The following is a 16,787-nucleotide window of genomic DNA, read 5'->3' on the forward strand; positions in this document are numbered from 1 at the left end:
CGGGAGAGCGCCCGCCGCATCCGGTCACCGGTGATCGGAGTCGGGATCCCGCGAGGGGCTAGTTCGCGGTGGCGGTCTTCTGGATCGCCCCGAGGACCGCCTTCGGGTCCCCGTCGATCGCGCTGCCGATGGTCTGCTTGATCTGGGTGTTCACCTCGGACCACTTCGGGTCCTGGAAGGGGTAGAAGGTCGCGTTGGGCAGCGCGTCCAGGAACGGCTTGAGCTTCTCGTCCGACGACAGCTTCTCGATGCCGGACTTGGTCACCGGGAGCAGCTTGTAGGTGTCGCTGATCTTCTGGGCCGCGGTGCCGCCGTAGAAGAAGTCGAAGAACTTCTTGATCTCCTCCTTGCGGCCGTTCTTGTTGAAGGCCATGATCCAGTCCTCGACGCCGAGCGTGGTGTCGAGCGGGCCGGTCTTGCCCGCGATGGGGGCGACGCCGAAGTCGGTCAGGCCGCCCTTCTCGAAGATCGGGATCGACATGGGGCCGCCGTTGACCATGCCGACCTTGCCCGCGGCGAAGTCGGCCCAGACGTCCTTGCGGTTCTTGGTGCCGGGGTTGGGGGTGGTCAGGCCCGCCTTGACCAGGCCCTGGAGGTACCGGAAGGCCTCGACGTTGGCCGGGGAGTCGATCGCCCAGGCGCCGGAGGCATCCTTGTAGCCGCCGCCGTTGCCCATGAACCACAGGAACGACTCGGCCTGCGCCTCCTCGTTGCCCAGCGGCAGGCCGAACGGCTGGGAGACGCCGGAGGCCTTCAGCTTCTCGGCGGCGGCCTTGAGCTCGTCCCAGGTCGTGGGGGCCTCGGCGACGCCGGCCTTGGCGAACAGGGCCTTGTTGTAGAACAGGGCGCGGGCGGAGGAGACGAACGGGATGCCGTAGCCGACGCCCTCGACCTTGCCGAAGTCGGCGAACTTCTCCAGCAGGTCGGCGGAGGTGTTCGGCGAGAGGACCTCGTCGGTCCTGTAGAGCAGCCCGTCCTTGACGAAGCCCGAGTAGTCGCCGGTCTGCAGGATGTCGGGCACCTGGCCGTTCTGGACCATGGTGGCGACCTGCTTGTCGATGTCGTTCCAGTTGATCACCTGGACGTCGACCCTGATGCCGGGGTTGGCCGCCTGGAACTCGTCGACGACGCCCCTCCAGAACTTCTCACCGCTGTTCTCGGCGGTGGGTCCGTCGCCGTAGTCGGCGGCGACCAGCTTCAGCGTCACCGCGCCGCCGGCGGCGCCGCCCCCGCCTCCGGCGGGGTCCTCGGAGCCGCAGGCGGTCATTACCAGTGCGGCGGCCAGGCCGAGCGTGACCGCTCCAACGAGCCTCTTGTTCACGTGCTTACCACCTTGGTCGTCGTACGGCCCGTGCCGGTCCGTACCAGTGGGGGATACCGAGGAGCGCCTCGGTGCACCGCTCTTCGGCCTCGGACCGGCTCCGGCCTGCGCGGCCGGGCCGATTCGCGGCCGGTGTGATGCGGACCACGTTAGGTGGCGGGAAACTCCCGGTCCATACCGGCCGATATCGGTTTCGCAACGCCGCTCCCCGGGCCGCCTCACTGGTCCGTACCAGCGGGGCGCGCCCAGCGAGCGCGGGACGGCCGCGCCCCCCTCCGTCACGCGGCGTTCTCCGCACTGGTAGAAAGGGGGGCTACCTGCCCTGAACCCGCAGGCGTGAGGAGCCGACCATGCTGTTCGAGCCCGACCGCGGCTCGGCGTTCACCGTCTCGTCCGAACCGCGTGGAGAGGCGATCGTCGTCCGCGCCCGCGGAGAGCTCGACTACCGCTCCGCGCCGGCGCTGCACGAGCACCTGGGCCGCCTCTGGGCCGCGCCGGGAATGGCGGTCCTCGTCGTGGACCTGTCCGGGGTCGCCTTCTGCGACTCGGTCGGCCTCAGCGAGCTGGTCGACGCGCTGCAGCGCAGCGAGGCCGCGGGTGTCCGGCTGATGCTCAGCGGTGTGCACGGCGTCCTGTCCCGGGTGCTGGCGATCACCGGTCTGCGCAAGGCCTTCGAGATCCACCACGAGCCGGGCGACGCCCTCCGGACCGCCGCCGACCGGTCCGCCGACCGGTCCGCCGGGCCGGCCGACGGGGACCCCTGCCCGACTCCCTGACCCGCCCGCCGCCCGCCGCCCGCCGCCCGCCGCCCCTGAAATTGTGAACGCAATACACCTGTATCCGACCGCGGATCGGTCAGGTTCCACGTCATGGGATACGTTGGCGTCCACACCCACGGCGTACCCGGATGAGATGACGGAGGTCGGCGATGCCAGGCGACGAGGCGACCGTCAGCGCGGCCGACATCGCACGGATGGCAGGTGTCGGCCGCGCGGCCGTGAGCAACTGGCGGCGCCGCCACGAGGACTTCCCCGAACCCGTGGGGGGGACGGCGACCAGCCCGGCCTTCTCCCTCCAGGCCGTCGAGGCGTGGCTGCTCACCCAGGGCAAGGTCCAGGAGCTGCCGCTGCGCGAGCGCGCCTGGCAGCAGATCCGGACCGCCGCCGACGACCTGCGGCTCGGCGAGGTCGTCGCGGAGGTCACCGAGCTGCTGCGCGGCGAGGGGCGGCCCCGCCTCGTCCCCTCCTCCGCGTGGAGCCTCGTCGAGCGGTACGCCGCGGAGCAGGGTCCCGCGCACGCCGTCCGGTTCCTCCTCGACCGCTACGCCGACGTGCACTCCCGGCGCCTGGTCGAGACCCCGCCCGAGGTCGCGGAGTTCATGGCCGGGCTGGCCGGGCCGGGCCTGCGCTCGGTCCTCGACCCGGCCTGCGGTCTCGGCGTCCTGCTGGCCGCGGCGTGCAGGGCGGCGGAGCCCTCCGGTCCGCCGGGGGCGCCCGGAGCCGAGCACGCCTACGGTCAGGAGAGCGACCCCTCCCTCGCGCGGCTGGCGCAGTCGCGTCTGACCCTGACCGGGACGGGCGGCGAGGTCAGGACGGGCGACTCCCTCCGGCACGACGCCTGGTCCGGCGTGAGCGTCGACACCGTCGTGTGCCATCCGCCGTTCAACGAACGCAACTGGGGATACGCCGAGCTGACCGGCGATCCGCGCTGGGAGTACGGCCTGCCCCCCAAGACGGAGTCCGAGCTCGCCTGGGTCCAGCACGCGCTCGCCCATCTGGAACCGGGCGGCGTCGCGGTGCTGCTGATGCCCGCGATCGCCGCCGCCCGCCGCTCCGGCCGCCGCATCCGCAGCAACCTGCTGCGGCGCGGAGCGCTCCAGGCGGTGATCGGCCTGCCGCCGAGGATGGCCACCGGCACCGGCCTGCCCGTGCACGTCTGGGTGCTGCGCAAGCCGTCGGGCGAGGGCCGTACCCCGTCGCGCGTGCTGATGGCCGAGGCCGATCCGGCGAACTTCGACGCGGTCACCGCCCTGTGGCACGCGTTCCGGGCTGACCCGGAGGCCGATCTCGACCGGCCCGGCGAGAGCCGTACGGTGCCGATCATCGACCTGGTCGACGAGGACGTCGACGTCACCCCCTCCCGCCATCTGGGAGCGGCGGACCAGGTCTCCGCGGAGGGCTGCCTCGCCTTCCGCGAGCGCCTCGCCGCGCAGCTCGAACGGCTCACCGCGCTGATCCCCGAGGCCGTTCCCGGTCCGGGCCGGGAGATGCCGGGCGTCGCGCTCTCGGAGCTGGAACGGATCGGAGCGCTCTCGCTGCACCAGGCCGGGCGCTTCGAGATCGACGGCTCGGGGGACCCCGTCCTGACCGACCGGCAGGTGTTCGACGGCGACCGGACCGAGGTGCTCACCGAGCCCGCCGACCGGATCAGGATCGAGCCGGGAGACGTGGTGGTCGCCTCCCGGAGCGGCGGCCTGGCGGCCCGGGTGGTCGAGGAGCCCGGCCTGCTCCTCGGCCCGCGGCTCACCCTCCTGCGACCGGATCCCGACCGGCTCGACCCGTTCTTCCTGGCGGGGTTCCTGCGGACCCCGTCCGCCGCCTCGGCGGTCGGCACGTCCTCGGGCGTGCAGTCGGCCGCGACCCGCTTCGACCCGCGCCGGGCCCAGGTGCCGCGCCTGGGCCGGGACGAGCAGCGCCGCTACGGCGACCTCTTCCGCCGGATCTTCACGTTCGAGGCGGAGCTGCGCCGGCTCGCCCTGAACGGCGGCCTGACCGCGACCGCGATCGCCCGCGGCCTCGCCACGGGAGCCCTCGCCCCGCCGTCGCCCGGCTCCGCGGACCCCGGTCGCGCCGCGACCGCGGGCACCGGGCCCGGAGACGCCGCGGGCACCGGGCCCGGAGACGCCGCGGGCACCGGCGCCGCGACCGCGGGCACCGGGCCCGGAGACGCCGGGGCCGGAGGGGCTCGCGCCGCCGGGCGGCCTGCGGTGCCCGCCGTCTCCTGCGTGTTCGTCTGCCACGACGGCGACGGCCGGATCCTGCTGGCCCGCCGGGGGCCCGGCGCGCGGGACGAGCCCGGCGCCTGGGACTGCGGGGCCGGCGCGCTGGAGTACGGCGAGTCGTTCGAGGCGGCCGTGACCCGCGAGGTCCGCGAGGAGTACTCCGCCGACGTGCTCGGGCTGGAGCAGATCGGGGTCCGCAACGTCGTCCGGCGGGACCCGCCCTCCCACTGGGTGGCGGTCGTCTTCGCGGTCCGCGTCGACCCCGCGGCCGTCGCGATCGGCGAGCCGCACAAGTTCGACGAACTCGGCTGGTTCGCCCCGGACGCCCTGCCCGGCCCGCTCCATTCGCAGCTCCCCGAGACCCTCGCGCTCTTCCGCGCCCCACGGTCCCGCCCGGCGACGGCCTCCTGACCCGGCGGTCCGCCCCGGAGCCCGCCGTCCTGAGGACCGGATGCGGCACCGGCTCCGCCCGGAGAAGTCCTGGTCGAGCACCAGGCTCTCGCCCTGGGCCGCCGCCTCGCTGCGGGGCGGGTTACCATCGCGCATGGTCTCCACCCCCCGCCTGCTGGCCGTCAGCGACCTCCACGTGCGCCATCCCGAGAACCGCAGGATCGTCGAGCGCCTGCAGCCGGAGACCGACGGAGACTGGCTGCTCGTCGCCGGTGACGTGGGCGAGATCATGGCCGATGTCGAGTGGGCGCTGCGCCTGCTCGGTGAGCGCTTCGCCACGGTGGTGTGGGCTCCGGGCAACCACGAGCTGTGGACGCCGCCCGAGGATCCGGTGCGGCTGCGCGGCGAGGCGCGTTACCGGTATCTCGTGGAGATGTGCCGCGACCTCGGCGTGACCACTCCTGAGGACCCGTACCCGGTGTGGCGGGGGGAGGGTGGCCCGGTCACCGTCGCCCCGCTGTTCCTCCTGTACGACTACACCTTCCGGCCGTACGGCGCCGCCACCGCGGAGGAGGCGATGGACCGGGCCCTGGAGGCGGGGGTGGTGTGCACCGACGAGGTGCTGCTGCACCCCGATCCGTATCCCAGCAGGCAGGCCTGGTGCGCCGCCCGCGTCGCCGAGACCGAGCGGCGGCTGGCCGGCCGCGATCCGGCGCTGCCCACCGTGCTGGTCAACCACTACCCGCTGGTGCGCGAGCCGACCCGGGTGCTGCGGTACCCGGAGTTCGCCCTGTGGTGCGGCACCGAGCGCACCGCCGACTGGCACCTCAGGTTCGACGCCGCCGCCGTGGTCTACGGTCACCTGCACATCCCCCGCAGCACCCGCTACGACGGGGTGCCGTTCGAGGAGGTGTCCGTCGGCTATCCCCGTGAGTGGAGCCGCCGCGCGGGACCGCCGCCGCGTCCCCGGGCCGTCCTACCCGCGCGCACGGCGCCCTCTTCCGAGGACGGCGGGTGATCGGGGCGCGGGCGGCGGGTTCCCGGCGGCGTCCTACGCCGGCGCCGGACCGCCCTCCGGCTCACCCGCCCCCGGTCCGCTCGTCTCCGGCGCCGGACCGCCCGCCGGCTCACCCGCCCCCGGTCCGCTCGTCCCCTGCGCCGGACCGCCCTCCGGCTCACCCGCCCCCGGTCCGCTCGTCCCCTGCGCCGGACCGCCCTCCGGCTCACCCGCCCCCTGCGCCGGACCGCCCTCCGGCTCATCCGCCCCCTGCGCCCGGCCCGGTTCGCCGAGCTGCTCACGCAGGTACTTCCAGACCACGGCGATCAACGCGGCCGCCGGCACCGCCAGCAGGCTGCCGACGATGCCCGCCAGACTGCCGCCCAGCGTGACCGCGAGCAGGACCACCGCCGCATGCAGGCCCAGACCGTGGCTCTGCACCATGGGCTGGAAGACGTTGCCCTCGAGCTGCTGCACCACGACGATGATGATCAGCACGATGAGCGCGTCGGTCGGGCCGTTCGACACCAGGGCGATGAGCACGGCCACGAACCCGGCGAAGAGGGCGCCGACGATCGGCACGAACGCCGCGACGAACGTCAGCACGGCCAGCGGGAGCACCAGCGGGACGCCGACGATCCACAGCCCCAGCCCGATGAAGACGGCGTCCAGCAGGCCGACGAAGGCCTGGGAGCGGACGAACGCCCCCAGGGTGTCCCAGCCGCGCGCGGCGACGGCCGGGATGTCGACCGCGAGCCGGCCGGGCAGCTGGCGGGAGAGCCACGGCAGGAACCGGGGGCCGTCCTTCAGGAAGAAGAACATCAGGAAGAGGGCCAGCACCGTGGTGACGAGGCCGTTGAGCACCGTGCCCACGCCGGTGACGGCGGCGTTGACGATGCCGCCGACGCTGCCCTGGATGCGGGTCGCGGCCGTGTCGAGCCCCTGGGCGAACTGGGCGTCGCCGATGTTCAGCGGCGGACCGGCGGCCCATTTCCGCAGCTGCTGGATGCCGTCGACCACACCGGCGGTGAGCTCGCCGGACTGGGACGCGACCGGTACGGCGATCAGCACCACGATGCCCGCCGCCACGATGAGGAACAGGACGGTCACCACCGATGCGGCCAGGGCCGGGGGCCACCCGCGCCGGCGCAGGAAGCGGGTGGGCGGCCAGGTCAGCGTGGTCAGCAGCAGTGCGACGAGCACCGGCCACGTGACCGACCACATCTGGCCCAGCGCCCACAGCACCACGGCGGTCATCAGCAGGACCAGGAGCAGTTCCAGGGAGATGCGGGCTGAGGAACGCAGTGCCGCTCGGGTCTTCGTGGAACTCAGCGTGGCAGGCATGGGATCACCCTAGTGCGCCCGGCGATCGGCCCGGCGGCCTCGGATCGGCGGCCGGGCGGGGATCGGCCGAGGCCCCGTCGGTGTCCGGGCGGGGGCGTCCGGGCAGGGGTGTCCGGAATGCGCTCACCGGCTACCTGGATGCGGGCCTTCACCTCCGGCCTTCAGGCCGGAGGTGAAGGCCCGCGCGGGAGCGCCCGCTAGGGCGCGGGCGTGCCCTGACCGGCCTGTTCTTGCTGCCCGGCCCACCAGGCGTAGGAGACGACGACGGCGCGGGGTTCGCCGTGGCGCTCCACGATGGTCGCTTCGCCGGTGAAGTGGGCGACGTCGATGCGGCGGCCCAGGTTGTCGCGGAGTTCTCGAACACTCATACGTTCCGTCACGGAACCAATGGTACTATCGGCACCGTGCAGCTTCGATACCAGTACCGCCTCTACCCGACGCCCGCCCAGCGCCACGCGCTGGCGCGCGCGTTCGGGTGCGCGCGGACGGTGTACAACGACGCCCTGCGCGCCCGGCAGGACGCCCGCGAACAGGGACTGCCGTACGTCTCGGACGGGGACCTGTCGAAGCGGCTCATCACGGCGGCGAAGCAGACGCCGCAACGCTCCTGGCTGGGCGAGGTCTCCGCCGTAGTGCTCCAGCAGGCGCTGGCCGATCTGAACACCGCCTACCGCAACTTCTTCGCCTCGGTCACGGGCAAGCGGAAGGGGCCGAAGGTCGCCGCGCCCCGGTTCCGCTCCAAGAGGGACAACCGGCAGGCCATCCGCTTCACGAAGAACGCGCGCTTCCAGGTCACGGCGGGCGGGAGGCTGCGCCTGCCGAAGATCGGGGACGTTGCGGTGCGCTGGTCACGATCCCTGCCCTCGGAGCCGTCATCGGTGACGGTCATCAAGGACGCGGCCGGGCGGTACTTCGCGAGCTTCGTCGTGGAGGTCGGCGAGGAGCCGCTGCCCGAGACGGCCGCCGAGGTCGGGATCGATCTGGGGCTGACGCATTTCGCGGTGACCTCGGACGGCCGGAAGATCGGCAATCCCCGGTTCCTGCGCCGGGCGGCGAAGAAGCTCCGCAAAGCCCAGCAGGTCCTCAGCCGGAAGGCGAAGGGGTCGAACAACCGCAAGAAGGCCGTCGTCAAGGTCGCCAAGGCTCACGCGAAGGTGGCCGATGCGCGCCGGGACTTCACGCACCAGCTGTCCACGCAGATCATCCGCGAGAACCAAGCGGTGTATGTGGAGGACCTGTGTGTGACGGGCCTGGCCCGCACGAAGCTGGCCAAGAGCATCCATGATGCGGGCTGGTCGCAGTTCGTCGGCATGCTCGCCTACAAGGCCGCCCGTCATGGGCGGCATCTCGGCAGAATCGACCGGTGGTTCCCCTCCTCGAAGATGTGCGGGGCCTGCGGGACGCTCGCCGAATCCATGCCGCTCAACGTCCGGTCGTGGGCCTGCCCGTGCGGGGCCGTCCACGACCGGGACGTCAACGCGGCGAGAAACATCCTGGCCGCCGGGCGGGCGGACAGGCTAAACGCCTGTGGAGACCAGGTGAGACCACCGCTCGCGGTGGCGCAGGTCGGCGAAGCAGGAAGCCTCAGAGGTGCCGCATGACGCGGCACGGGCTGTATCCCCCGCCTTCAGGCCGGGGAGCGCGTCAATCGAAGGGGGACGGGTCCCCGGTGCCCCGGCGCAGGATCTCCGGCTCGCCCTGCGAGAGGTCCACGACCGTCGTCGGGGTGGCGCCGCACTCCCCTGAGTCGATGACGGCGTCCACCGCATGGTCGAGCCTCTCCTTGATCTCCCAGCCCTGGGTCAGGGACTCGGTCTCGTCGGGCAGCAGCAGGGTGCTCGACACCAGCGGCTCGCCCAGCTCGGCCAGCAGCGCCTGCACGACGACGTGGTCGGGGATCCGGACGCCGACCGTCTTCTTCCTGGGGTGCAGCAACCGCCGCGGCACCTCCTTGGTGCCGGGCAGGATGAACGTGTAGCCGCCCGGGGTCGCCGCCTTGACCGAGCGGAACTGCGCGTTGCTCACGTGCACGAACTGGCCGAACTGGGCGAAGTCCTTGCACACGAGGGTGAAGTGATGGTCGCCGCCGAGGTTGCGGATCTCCCTGATCCGGTCGATCCCGTCCTTGTTGCCCAACCGGCATCCCAGCGCGTAGCCGGAGTCCGTCGGGTACGCGATCAGCCCGTCCGCCCGTAGGAGATCGGCCACCTGGCCGATCAGCCGGGGCTGCGGACTGTCCGGATGCACGTCGAAGTATTTCGCCACACTCCAGAGCTTAGAGAGGATTGCGCACGCAATCGCCCGGACCGGCGCCCGGACCGGTCGGCTCCCCTCCCGAGCCGACCGGCCTCCCCCTTCCCGCCCGCCCCTGCCCGCTCCCGTGAGAGGGCGAGGGCGAGGGCGAGGGCGAGGGCGACAGAAAGTCGATCGACTGGGAGAGCGCTCTCTAAATTTTTACCGCACCTGTTGACCGGAATTAACGTTCGCGCAACAGTGGCATTAATCGGTCTTCTTGCTGCAGCGACGATCGACCGCCCCTCATCCGCCCCCCGAGAGAGGCCTCGAATGAACCGTGTCCGCACGAGAAATCGCTCTCTGAGATGGATCCCGATCATCATCGCCGCGTTGGCGCTGCCGATGGCCGCCGTCGCCGCCAACGCCGCGGTCCCCTCCACCCCCTCCGGCTGGTCCCTGGTCTGGAGCGACGACTTCACCGGCGGCGCCGGATCCCTCCCCTCCTCCGCCGACTGGATCGTCGACACCGGCCACGCCTACCCCGGCGGCCCCGGCAACTGGGGCACCGGCGAGATCCAGCGCTACACCTCCGACCCCGCCAACCTGAGCCTGGACGGCGGCGGGAACCTGCGCATCACCCCGATCAAGAACGGGAGCGAGTGGACGTCGGGCCGCATCGAGACCCGGCGCGCCGACTTCAAGCCCGCCGACGGCCGCATCCTGCGCATCGAGAGCCGGATCCGGATGCCCGACGTCACCGGTGAGGCCGCACTGGGCTACTGGCCCGCCTTCTGGGCGCTGGGCGCCCCGTACCGCGGCGACTACTGGAACTGGCCCGCCATCGGCGAGTTCGACATCATGGAGAACGTCAACGGGATCGACTCCGTCTGGGCCGTGCTCCACTGCGGGGTGAACCCCGGAGGTCCCTGCAACGAGACCACCGGCCTGGGCGCCAGCCGTCCCTGCCCGGGGACGTCCTGCCAGTCGGCGTTCCACACCTACCGCTTCGAGTGGGACCGCTCCGTCTCCCCCGACCAGCTGCGCTGGTACGTCGACGGACAGCAGTTCCACAGCATCAGCCAGAACCGGTTCGACGCCGCGACCTGGAACGCCATGACCTCCCACCAGGGATACTTCCTGCTGCTCAACGTGGCCATGGGCGGGGCGTTCCCCAACGCGCTGGGCGGGTCGACCCCGACCGCGGCCACGGTCTCCGGCCGGTCGATGCTCGTCGACTACGTGGCCGTCTGGCAGAGCGGCTCCGGGTCCGAGCCCACCCCGACGGTCACGCCCACCGGCGACCCCGGCGGGGTGGACGCCCGCTCGACCATCCAGGCCGAGGCCCACCAGGCGCAGTCCGGCACCCTGGTGGAGTCCACCACCGACTCCGGCGGCGGGCGGAACGTCGGCGGGATCGGCAACGGCGACTGGCTGCGCTTCGACGACGTGCGGTTCGGGAGCACGGCGGCCACCCAGTTCCGGGCCCGCGTCGCCTCCGGGGCGGCGGGCGGGGTCAGCGGACTGGTCCAGGTGCGCCTGGGCAGTCCGACCGCCGCGCCGATCGGCGACTTCGCCATCGCCGGCACCGGCGGCTGGCAGAGCTGGCGCACCGTCCCGGCCAACATCACCCCGGTGACCGGGACCCATACGGTCTACGTCACCTTCAGCAGCGGGCAGCCCGCCGACTTCGTCAACCTCAACTGGTTCTCGTTCGGCGACTGACCCGGGCGGGATCCCGGCCGGGTCGCGCCCGCGGTGTCCCCGCACCGCGCCCTCGGTGACCCGGCCGGTCCGGTCGCTCCCGAGGGCTCCGGCGGCCCCGGCCGCCCCGGCCGCCCGTACGGCTCAGAGCCGCACGGGCAGCCGGGCCAGGCGCCACATGCCCGGCAGCGGCCGCCGGGGAAGGTCCTCGGGCGCCACGGCCAGGGCGAGGTCCGGGAAGCGGCGCAGCAGCGCCGCCAGGGCCACCTCGCCCTCCTGCCGGGCCAGCGCGGCGCCCAGGCAGTAGTGCATCCCGTGGCCGAAGCCGACGTGCGTCTCCCGCCGCCCGTCCGGTTCGCGGGTGATGTCGAGGCGGTCGGGATCGGCGAACACGCGCGGGTCGCGGTTGGCTCCGGCCAGTACGGCCACCGCCGCCTCGCCCCGGCGGACCGTCAGACCGCCGATCCCGACGTCCTCGGCGGCGTAGCGCATCCGGGCCAGGTGGACCGGCCCGCACCAGCGCATCAGTTCGTGGACGGCGCGGGGCATCAGCTCCGGCTCGCGGCGGAGCAGGGCCAGCTGACCGGGATGGGCGAGCAGGGCCGCGGTCCCGTTGCCGATCAGGTGGGCGGTGGTCTCGTGCCCGGCCAGGACCAGGGTCAGGACCATCGTGACCAGTTCGGCGTCGCCGAGCCGGTCGCCGTCCTCGTCGTGGACGTGGACCAGCCCGGTGAGCAGGTCGTCGCCGGGGGCGGCGCGGCGCCGTACGATCAGCTCCTCGATGTGGCCGACCATGTCGCGCAGCACCGCGCCGAACCCCGCCGGGTCCGGGGTGAACAGTGCGGCGCCCCATTCCCGCCACCGGGGGCGGTCCTCCTGCGGGATGCCGACCAGCTCGCAGATGACGGTGATCGGCAGCGGGTAGGCGACGTGCTCGATCAGGTCGGCGACGCCGTCCTCGGCCGTGCCGGGGAGCCGGTCGAGGAGGTCGTCGGCGATCGCGGCGACCCGCGGGCGCAGTTCGGCGACCCGGCGTGCGGTGAAGGCCCGGGAGACGAGCCGGCGCAGCCGGACGTGGTCCTCGCCGTCGGCGTCCAGGATGCCGTCCAGCACGTACCGCGCGTACTCCGGGGGGATGCCGCGCGCCCGGATCACCTGCTCGCGGATGTTCTGCACGTCCCCCCCGGGGACGTGGGCCGGGTCGTTGACGAACCGGGGGTCGCCCAGGACCGTCCTGACGTCGTCGTACCGGGTGACCAGCCAGACGGGGGCGGCGGCGCCGGGGAAGGCGCCGCGCACCATGGGGGCCTGCTCCCGCATCCGCGCGAACCCGCCGTACGGGTCGCTCAGCAGTGCGGGATCCGTCAGGTCGAACGCGCCGGTCGCGGCCGGACCTGCCGCCGGAGTGCTCATGGTCTCCCCCTCGTGGTCTTCTCGTGCCCTCCCCCCATGGTCTTCCCCTCGCGGACGTCCCGGTGGACGTCAGGCGAGTTTCTGGCGCACGATCTCCTCGTGCAGCCGGTCGTGCAGGCGGCGGCCGAGGGCGACGACCTCGGCCGCCGCCGCGTGCACCGCCGCGGGTGCCGCCCGGGGACCGGGGGGCTGCTCGAACGCCGAGCGCACGACCCCGGCGAGCACGCCCGCCGTCGCCGCGACGCCCGGCTCCTCCCCCGGGGCCGCCGGCCCGCTCACCAGGAAACCGGTCATGACGGCGGCGAACGCGTGGCGCTGCAGCCGGAGCGGGGTGTCGGTGCGCACCAGGCCGTGCGCGCGCAGCGCCTCGAAACAGCCGTCGGCGACCCGCTCGGCGGTCTCGACGAGGTCCCCGAGCAGCGCGGGTGCCCTTCCGAGCAGCGCGCCCAGCGCCTCGGAGTCGGCCGTGAGGACCGTCCGCGCGACGGGGTCGTGGTGGATCAGGAGGTAGGCCGACCGGGCCAGCTCGCTGAGCAGGGCCGCGGAGGGATCCGCCCGCGCGTCCTGGACGAGGTGCCCGGTCATCCACCGCAGGGAGCGCATCAGCACCGTCAGGAACAGCGCCTCCTCCGTGGCGAAGTGCAGGTGGACGGTGCCCCTGCCGACGCCCGCGCGACGGGCGACGTCCTCGACGGTGACCCGTCGGCATCCCTGGACGGCCAGCAGCTCGGCGGCGGCGTCCAGGATCCGCTCGGCCCGCCGGTCGCGCCCGGCCTCGGCCGGGGTCATCGAGGTCGTGCCGGAAGGTGTGTCCAGTGGTGTCACGTCGCGGGGTCTTCCTGGTGCGTTCGTTCGCGGTGCTCGTCGGCGCCGGCCGGGTGGCCGGACGGGAGGTCCGGCGACCCGGTCAACCCTAGTGGGGCCCGGCCGGGCCGCCCTGGTGCGAGGCCGGGCGGCGGACGCCGGCCGACCGGGGCCTCAGGACGCTCCGTCCGGTGCCGATGGGACCTTCATGACCGAGCACGTTCAATCCCTCGACGCCCGGGACAGGACCCTGGCCGGGCTTCTGGAGTACCCGCACGGACGCGTCGTGGCCCTGGCGCCCGACGCGCGGCGCGTACCGGTTCCCGCGGCGCTCGGCCTCGGTGACGACCGGCTGGTCCCCGTGCCGGAGGGCGGGGCCAACATGCTGGAGCTGCTGCACCCGGACGACGTGGTGCCGGCCCTCACGACGTGGGAGCGCGTGGCCAGAACGGGGGTGGCGTCGCTCGACGCCCGCCTGCACGACGAACCGGACCGTCACTACAAGGTGACCGCCATCGACATGCGGCACCGCTACGGCGTTTTCGTCTGCGTCCTGGTGCCTCTCGACGACGACGGGTCCGTCTCCGGCACCTCGATCGAGCAGTCGCTGGCGTCCCTGCGTCCGCGCTCCGGCCGGATGCTCAAGAAGTTCGACGGGGTCATCACCGAGATCGACGACCGGGTGACCCGGATGCTCGGCTGGACCCGGCAGCAGATGATCGGTTCCCGGTCGACGCACTTCTTCCATGAGGAGGACGTGCACCGCTCCATCGCCGGCTGGCTCGACATGCTGGGCACCAGGCAGGGGTCGCGGTCACGGGTGCGCCACCGCTGCGCGGACGGCGGCTGGCTCTGGATCGAGATCGAGAACATCTATCCGCAGGCGGCCGAACTCGCCGACGCCGTCATCGTCAGCCACATCAGCGACATCTCCGAGGAGATGGCCGCCTACGAGGCGCTGGGCCAGCGCGAGCACCTGTTCCGCCGGCTCGCCGACTCGCTGCCCATCGGCCTGCTGCAGCTCGGGCAGGACGGTTCCGTCGTCTACGCCAATTCCCTGCTCGCCGCGATGCTCGGCACCGGTGCGGCCAGGACCGCTCAGGAGCAGCTGGCGAGCGTCGCCGACCGTGACCGCATGATGCTGGACACGGCGCTGGAGCACGTGCTGCGCGGAGGACCCGACCGCGAACTCGAGGTCGCCGTCGAGCCGGTCGCGGCCCGCGGGGAGCCGCGCCGCTGCACGATGACCCTGATCGGCCTGTCGGATGAGGAGGGCGCGCCCGGAGCCCTCATCTGCGTCCGCGACATCACCGAGAGCGTGCGTTCACGCGAGGAGCTGCGGATCAGGGCGACGTTCGACCATCTCACCGGCTGCCACAACCGCGCCTCCAGCCTCGCGATCCTCGACCGGGAGCTGAGCGTGCAGGACCACCGGCGCACCGGAGTGATCTTCATCGACCTCAACGAGTTCAAGTCCGTCAACGACTCCCTCGGGCACGCGGCGGGCGACGAGCTGCTCGTGCAGGCGGCGAACCGGATCAGGGGGGTGCTCCGCGGCGACGACGTCGTCGGGCGGATCGGCGGGGACGAGTTCCTGCTGATCTGCCCGCGGCTCGACCTGCCCGCGGAGGTCACCGCCATCGCCGAGCGGGTCGCCGAGGCGCTGGAGGGCGAGGTCGTGCTGCCCGGCGGCACGGCACGGCTCAGCGCGGCCATCGGGGTGACGTGCTCCATGCCCGGCTCCACGGGCGACGCCCTCATCGCGCAGGCCGACACCGCCATGTACGCGTCCAAACGCCGGCGGTCCCGGCGCCCGGTGCCGTTCGACGAGGCCTTCACGGGAGCGGAGACGGAAGCGGGAGCGGGAGCGGGAGCAGGAATGGGAATGGGAGCGGGAACGCCCTCGCCGCCGCCCCCGGGGGCCGTCCGGACGTGAGAGGCGCCGTCTGGCGGGCAGGAGCCGCGCATGACTACGCAATCCTTCTGGATCGAATCGGCGGCGGGCCGGCCGTACCCGGTGCTCACCCAGGACCTCGAGGTCGACGTCGCCGTGGTCGGCGCCGGGATCGCCGGGCTGAGCACGGCCTGGGAACTGGTGAAGGAGGGCCTGTCGGTGGCGGTGCTGGAGGCCGGGAGGGTCGCGGAGGGCGTCACCGGGAACACCACGGCCAAGCTCTCGGCCCAGCACACGCTGATCTACGCCAGGCTGGCCAAGTCCGCCGGGGCGGAGACCGCGCGGCTGTACGCCACCTCCCAGACGGAGGCGGTCGAGCACGTGGCACGGACCGCCGCCGAGCTCGGCGTCGACTGCGAACTGGAGCGGCTCCCCTCCTACACCTACGTGGAGTCCGAGGACGGCGTCGAGGAGCTGCGCAGGGAGGCCGAGGCCGCCGCGGAGGCGGGGCTGGCCGCGGAGTTCACGACCGCACCGCCCCTGCCCTTCCCGGTCGCCGGGGCGGTGCGGGTGGACGGGCAGGCGCAGTTCCACCCCCGCCGGTACCTGCTCGGCCTCGCCGAGGCGATGACCGCCCGCGGAGTGCGGATCTTCGAGGGCACCCGCGTCGTGGCGCTCGACGAGGGCGAGCCGTGCAGCCTGCGGACCGAGGGCGGGGCCACCGTCACGGCCCGGGACGTCGTGGTGGCCACGCACTACCCGGTGTTCGACCGCGCCATGCTGTTCACCCGCATGAAGCCGCACCGCGAACTGGTCGTCGCCGCACCGATCCCGGTCGGCGCCGACCCGCGCGGCATGTTCATCACCACCGAGCAGAACACCCGCTCCGTGCGGACCGCGCCGTACGGCGAGGGCCGGCGGCTGCTGATCGTCACCGGCGAGCAGTTCGAACCTGGCGCCGGCGGGGTGGGCGAGCGGTTCGACCGGCTGGCCGCGTGGACGGCCGAGCGGTTCGGCGCCACCGAGGTCGCCTACCGCTGGGCGGCCCAGGACAACCACACCACCGACGGGCTGCCCTTCATCGGACCGCTCCACCCGGGCGCCCGTCACGTCTACGTCGCCACCGGGTTCGGCGGCTGGGGCATGAGCAACGGCGTCATGTCGGGCCTGCTGCTCACGGATCTGATCCGCGGGCGGCAGCGGTCGTGGACCCGGCTCTACGACCCCCGGCGGCTGCACCCGCTCCGGGAGGCGGGGCCGGCGCTGAAGATGCAGGCGGCCGTCGCCGCCCACTTCGTCGGCGACCGGCTGGGCACCGGATCGGCCGGCGCGCTGGAGGAGCTGGGCCCGGGGCAGGGTGCGGTCCTCAAGGTGGGCGGGAAGCGCTGCGCGGTCTACCGCGACGAGGACGGGCGGGTCCACGCGGTCTCGGCGGTCTGCACCCACCTGGGATGCGTGGTGGGCTTCAACGACGCCGAGCGCACCTGGGAGTGCCCCTGCCACGGCTCGCGGTTCGGCGTGGACGGCTCGGTCCTGCAGGGACCGGCCACCGAGCCCCTCGACCGGATGGAGCTGCCGGCCGCCGAGACGGAGCGCGAGGCGACCGGATGACCGGCTGACACCGCCCGGCCTCCTCCGCTCCGGCCCGCCCCGTTCCGGCCGGACGGACGGAACGGGGCGGGGCGGG

13 protein-coding genes are annotated in these 16,787 nt (G+C 73.2%); 7 read left to right on the top strand and 6 right to left on the bottom strand.

The genetic code is table 11. From position 1 onward, the window contains the following. Positions 1 to 58: 58 nt before the first annotated feature. Positions 59 to 1,321: an extracellular solute-binding protein gene (locus tag HS045_RS21215; protein ID WP_307827631.1), complete on the bottom strand. Its 1,263-nt coding sequence runs from the start codon at positions 1,319 to 1,321 to the stop codon at positions 59 to 61. Between the two features lie 350 nt (positions 1,322 to 1,671). Here HS045_RS21215 and HS045_RS21220 point away from each other — a divergent pair, with 350 nt between their 5' ends. The 3 genes from HS045_RS21220 (at position 1,672) to HS045_RS21235 (ending at position 5,730) form a co-directional block, all read left to right on the top strand. After that, on the top strand, positions 1,672 to 2,097 hold the full coding sequence (locus HS045_RS21220) for an STAS domain-containing protein (protein WP_196453197.1): 426 nt from the start codon (positions 1,672 to 1,674) through the stop codon (positions 2,095 to 2,097). Between the two features lie 152 nt (positions 2,098 to 2,249). Continuing rightward, on the top strand, positions 2,250 to 4,733 hold the full coding sequence (locus HS045_RS21225; RefSeq protein WP_230884519.1) for an N-6 DNA methylase: 2,484 nt from the start codon (positions 2,250 to 2,252) through the stop codon (positions 4,731 to 4,733). Positions 4,734 to 4,866: 133 nt separating this feature from the next. Further along, positions 4,867 to 5,730 carry a metallophosphoesterase gene (locus HS045_RS21235; protein ID WP_196453759.1) on the top strand — a complete coding sequence of 288 codons (864 nt, stop codon included), beginning with the start codon at positions 4,867 to 4,869 and terminating at the stop codon, positions 5,728 to 5,730. A 33-nt stretch (positions 5,731 to 5,763) separates the two neighbouring features. Here HS045_RS21235 and HS045_RS21240 read toward each other — a convergent pair whose 3' ends face one another. Beyond that, positions 5,764 to 7,053, bottom strand: coding sequence for an AI-2E family transporter (locus HS045_RS21240; protein WP_196453198.1), 1,290 nt, complete (start codon positions 7,051 to 7,053; stop codon positions 5,764 to 5,766). Positions 7,054 to 7,250: 197 nt separating this feature from the next. Continuing rightward, positions 7,251 to 7,433 (bottom strand): type II toxin-antitoxin system Phd/YefM family antitoxin, encoded by a 183-nt coding sequence (locus tag HS045_RS21245; protein ID WP_196453199.1) that lies wholly within the window; start codon positions 7,431 to 7,433, stop codon positions 7,251 to 7,253. Positions 7,434 to 7,457: 24 nt separating this feature from the next. Here HS045_RS21245 and HS045_RS21250 point away from each other — a divergent pair, with 24 nt between their 5' ends. After that, a complete protein-coding gene (locus HS045_RS21250; RefSeq protein ID WP_196453200.1) occupies positions 7,458 to 8,654 on the top strand; it encodes an RNA-guided endonuclease TnpB family protein in 1,197 nt (398 codons plus the stop codon). Positions 8,655 to 8,697: 43 nt separating this feature from the next. On the opposite strand, the gene HS045_RS21255 is transcribed toward HS045_RS21250, so the two are convergent. Then, positions 8,698 to 9,318: an L-threonylcarbamoyladenylate synthase gene (locus HS045_RS21255; RefSeq protein WP_196453201.1), complete on the bottom strand. Its 621-nt coding sequence runs from the start codon at positions 9,316 to 9,318 to the stop codon at positions 8,698 to 8,700. Between the two features lie 360 nt (positions 9,319 to 9,678). Between HS045_RS21255 and HS045_RS21260 the strand changes: the two genes are divergently transcribed. Further along, complete coding sequence (locus HS045_RS21260; protein ID WP_304609622.1) at positions 9,679 to 11,010, top strand: glycoside hydrolase family 16 protein; 1,332 nt, start codon at positions 9,679 to 9,681, stop codon at positions 11,008 to 11,010. Between the two features lie 123 nt (positions 11,011 to 11,133). Here HS045_RS21260 and HS045_RS21265 read toward each other — a convergent pair whose 3' ends face one another. Both HS045_RS21265 and HS045_RS21270 read right to left on the bottom strand, forming a co-directional pair. Further along, positions 11,134 to 12,402 carry a cytochrome P450 gene (locus HS045_RS21265; RefSeq protein WP_196453202.1) on the bottom strand — a complete coding sequence of 423 codons (1,269 nt, stop codon included), beginning with the start codon at positions 12,400 to 12,402 and terminating at the stop codon, positions 11,134 to 11,136. Between the two features lie 69 nt (positions 12,403 to 12,471). Further along, positions 12,472 to 13,227: a helix-turn-helix domain-containing protein gene (locus HS045_RS21270; protein WP_307827632.1), complete on the bottom strand. Its 756-nt coding sequence runs from the start codon at positions 13,225 to 13,227 to the stop codon at positions 12,472 to 12,474. A 187-nt stretch (positions 13,228 to 13,414) separates the two neighbouring features. On the opposite strand from HS045_RS21270, the gene HS045_RS21275 reads away from it, so the two are divergent. Both HS045_RS21275 and HS045_RS21280 read left to right on the top strand, forming a co-directional pair. Beyond that, on the top strand, positions 13,415 to 15,142 hold the full coding sequence (locus HS045_RS21275) for a sensor domain-containing diguanylate cyclase (protein ID WP_196453203.1): 1,728 nt from the start codon (positions 13,415 to 13,417) through the stop codon (positions 15,140 to 15,142). A gap of 30 nt (positions 15,143 to 15,172) precedes the next feature. After that, the gene (locus HS045_RS21280; protein WP_196453204.1) at positions 15,173 to 16,711 is read left to right on the top strand and encodes an FAD-dependent oxidoreductase; all 1,539 of its coding nucleotides are present in this window, start codon (positions 15,173 to 15,175) and stop codon (positions 16,709 to 16,711) included. Positions 16,712 to 16,787: the final 76 nt, after the last annotated feature.

This window comes from Planomonospora sp. ID82291 (genome assembly GCF_015711645.1).
Classification (GTDB): Bacteria; Actinomycetota; Actinomycetes; order Streptosporangiales; family Streptosporangiaceae; genus Planomonospora.

What these genes read in the sequence shown, in the direction of transcription:
- HS045_RS21220 (WP_196453197.1), top strand. Translation starts at nt 1,672, where the DNA reads ATGCTGTTCGAGCCCGACCGCGGCTCGGCGTTCACCGTCTCGTCCGAA.
- HS045_RS21225 (WP_230884519.1), top strand. Translation starts at nt 2,250, where the DNA reads ATGCCAGGCGACGAGGCGACCGTCAGCGCGGCCGACATCGCACGGATG.
- HS045_RS21235 (WP_196453759.1), top strand. Translation starts at nt 4,867, where the DNA reads ATGGTCTCCACCCCCCGCCTGCTGGCCGTCAGCGACCTCCACGTGCGC.
- HS045_RS21240 (WP_196453198.1), bottom strand. Translation starts at nt 7,053, where the DNA reads ATGCCTGCCACGCTGAGTTCCACGAAGACCCGAGCGGCACTGCGTTCC.
- HS045_RS21265 (WP_196453202.1), bottom strand. Translation starts at nt 12,402, where the DNA reads ATGAGCACTCCGGCGGCAGGTCCGGCCGCGACCGGCGCGTTCGACCTG.
- HS045_RS21275 (WP_196453203.1), top strand. Translation starts at nt 13,415, where the DNA reads ATGACCGAGCACGTTCAATCCCTCGACGCCCGGGACAGGACCCTGGCC.
- HS045_RS21280 (WP_196453204.1), top strand. Translation starts at nt 15,173, where the DNA reads ATGACTACGCAATCCTTCTGGATCGAATCGGCGGCGGGCCGGCCGTAC.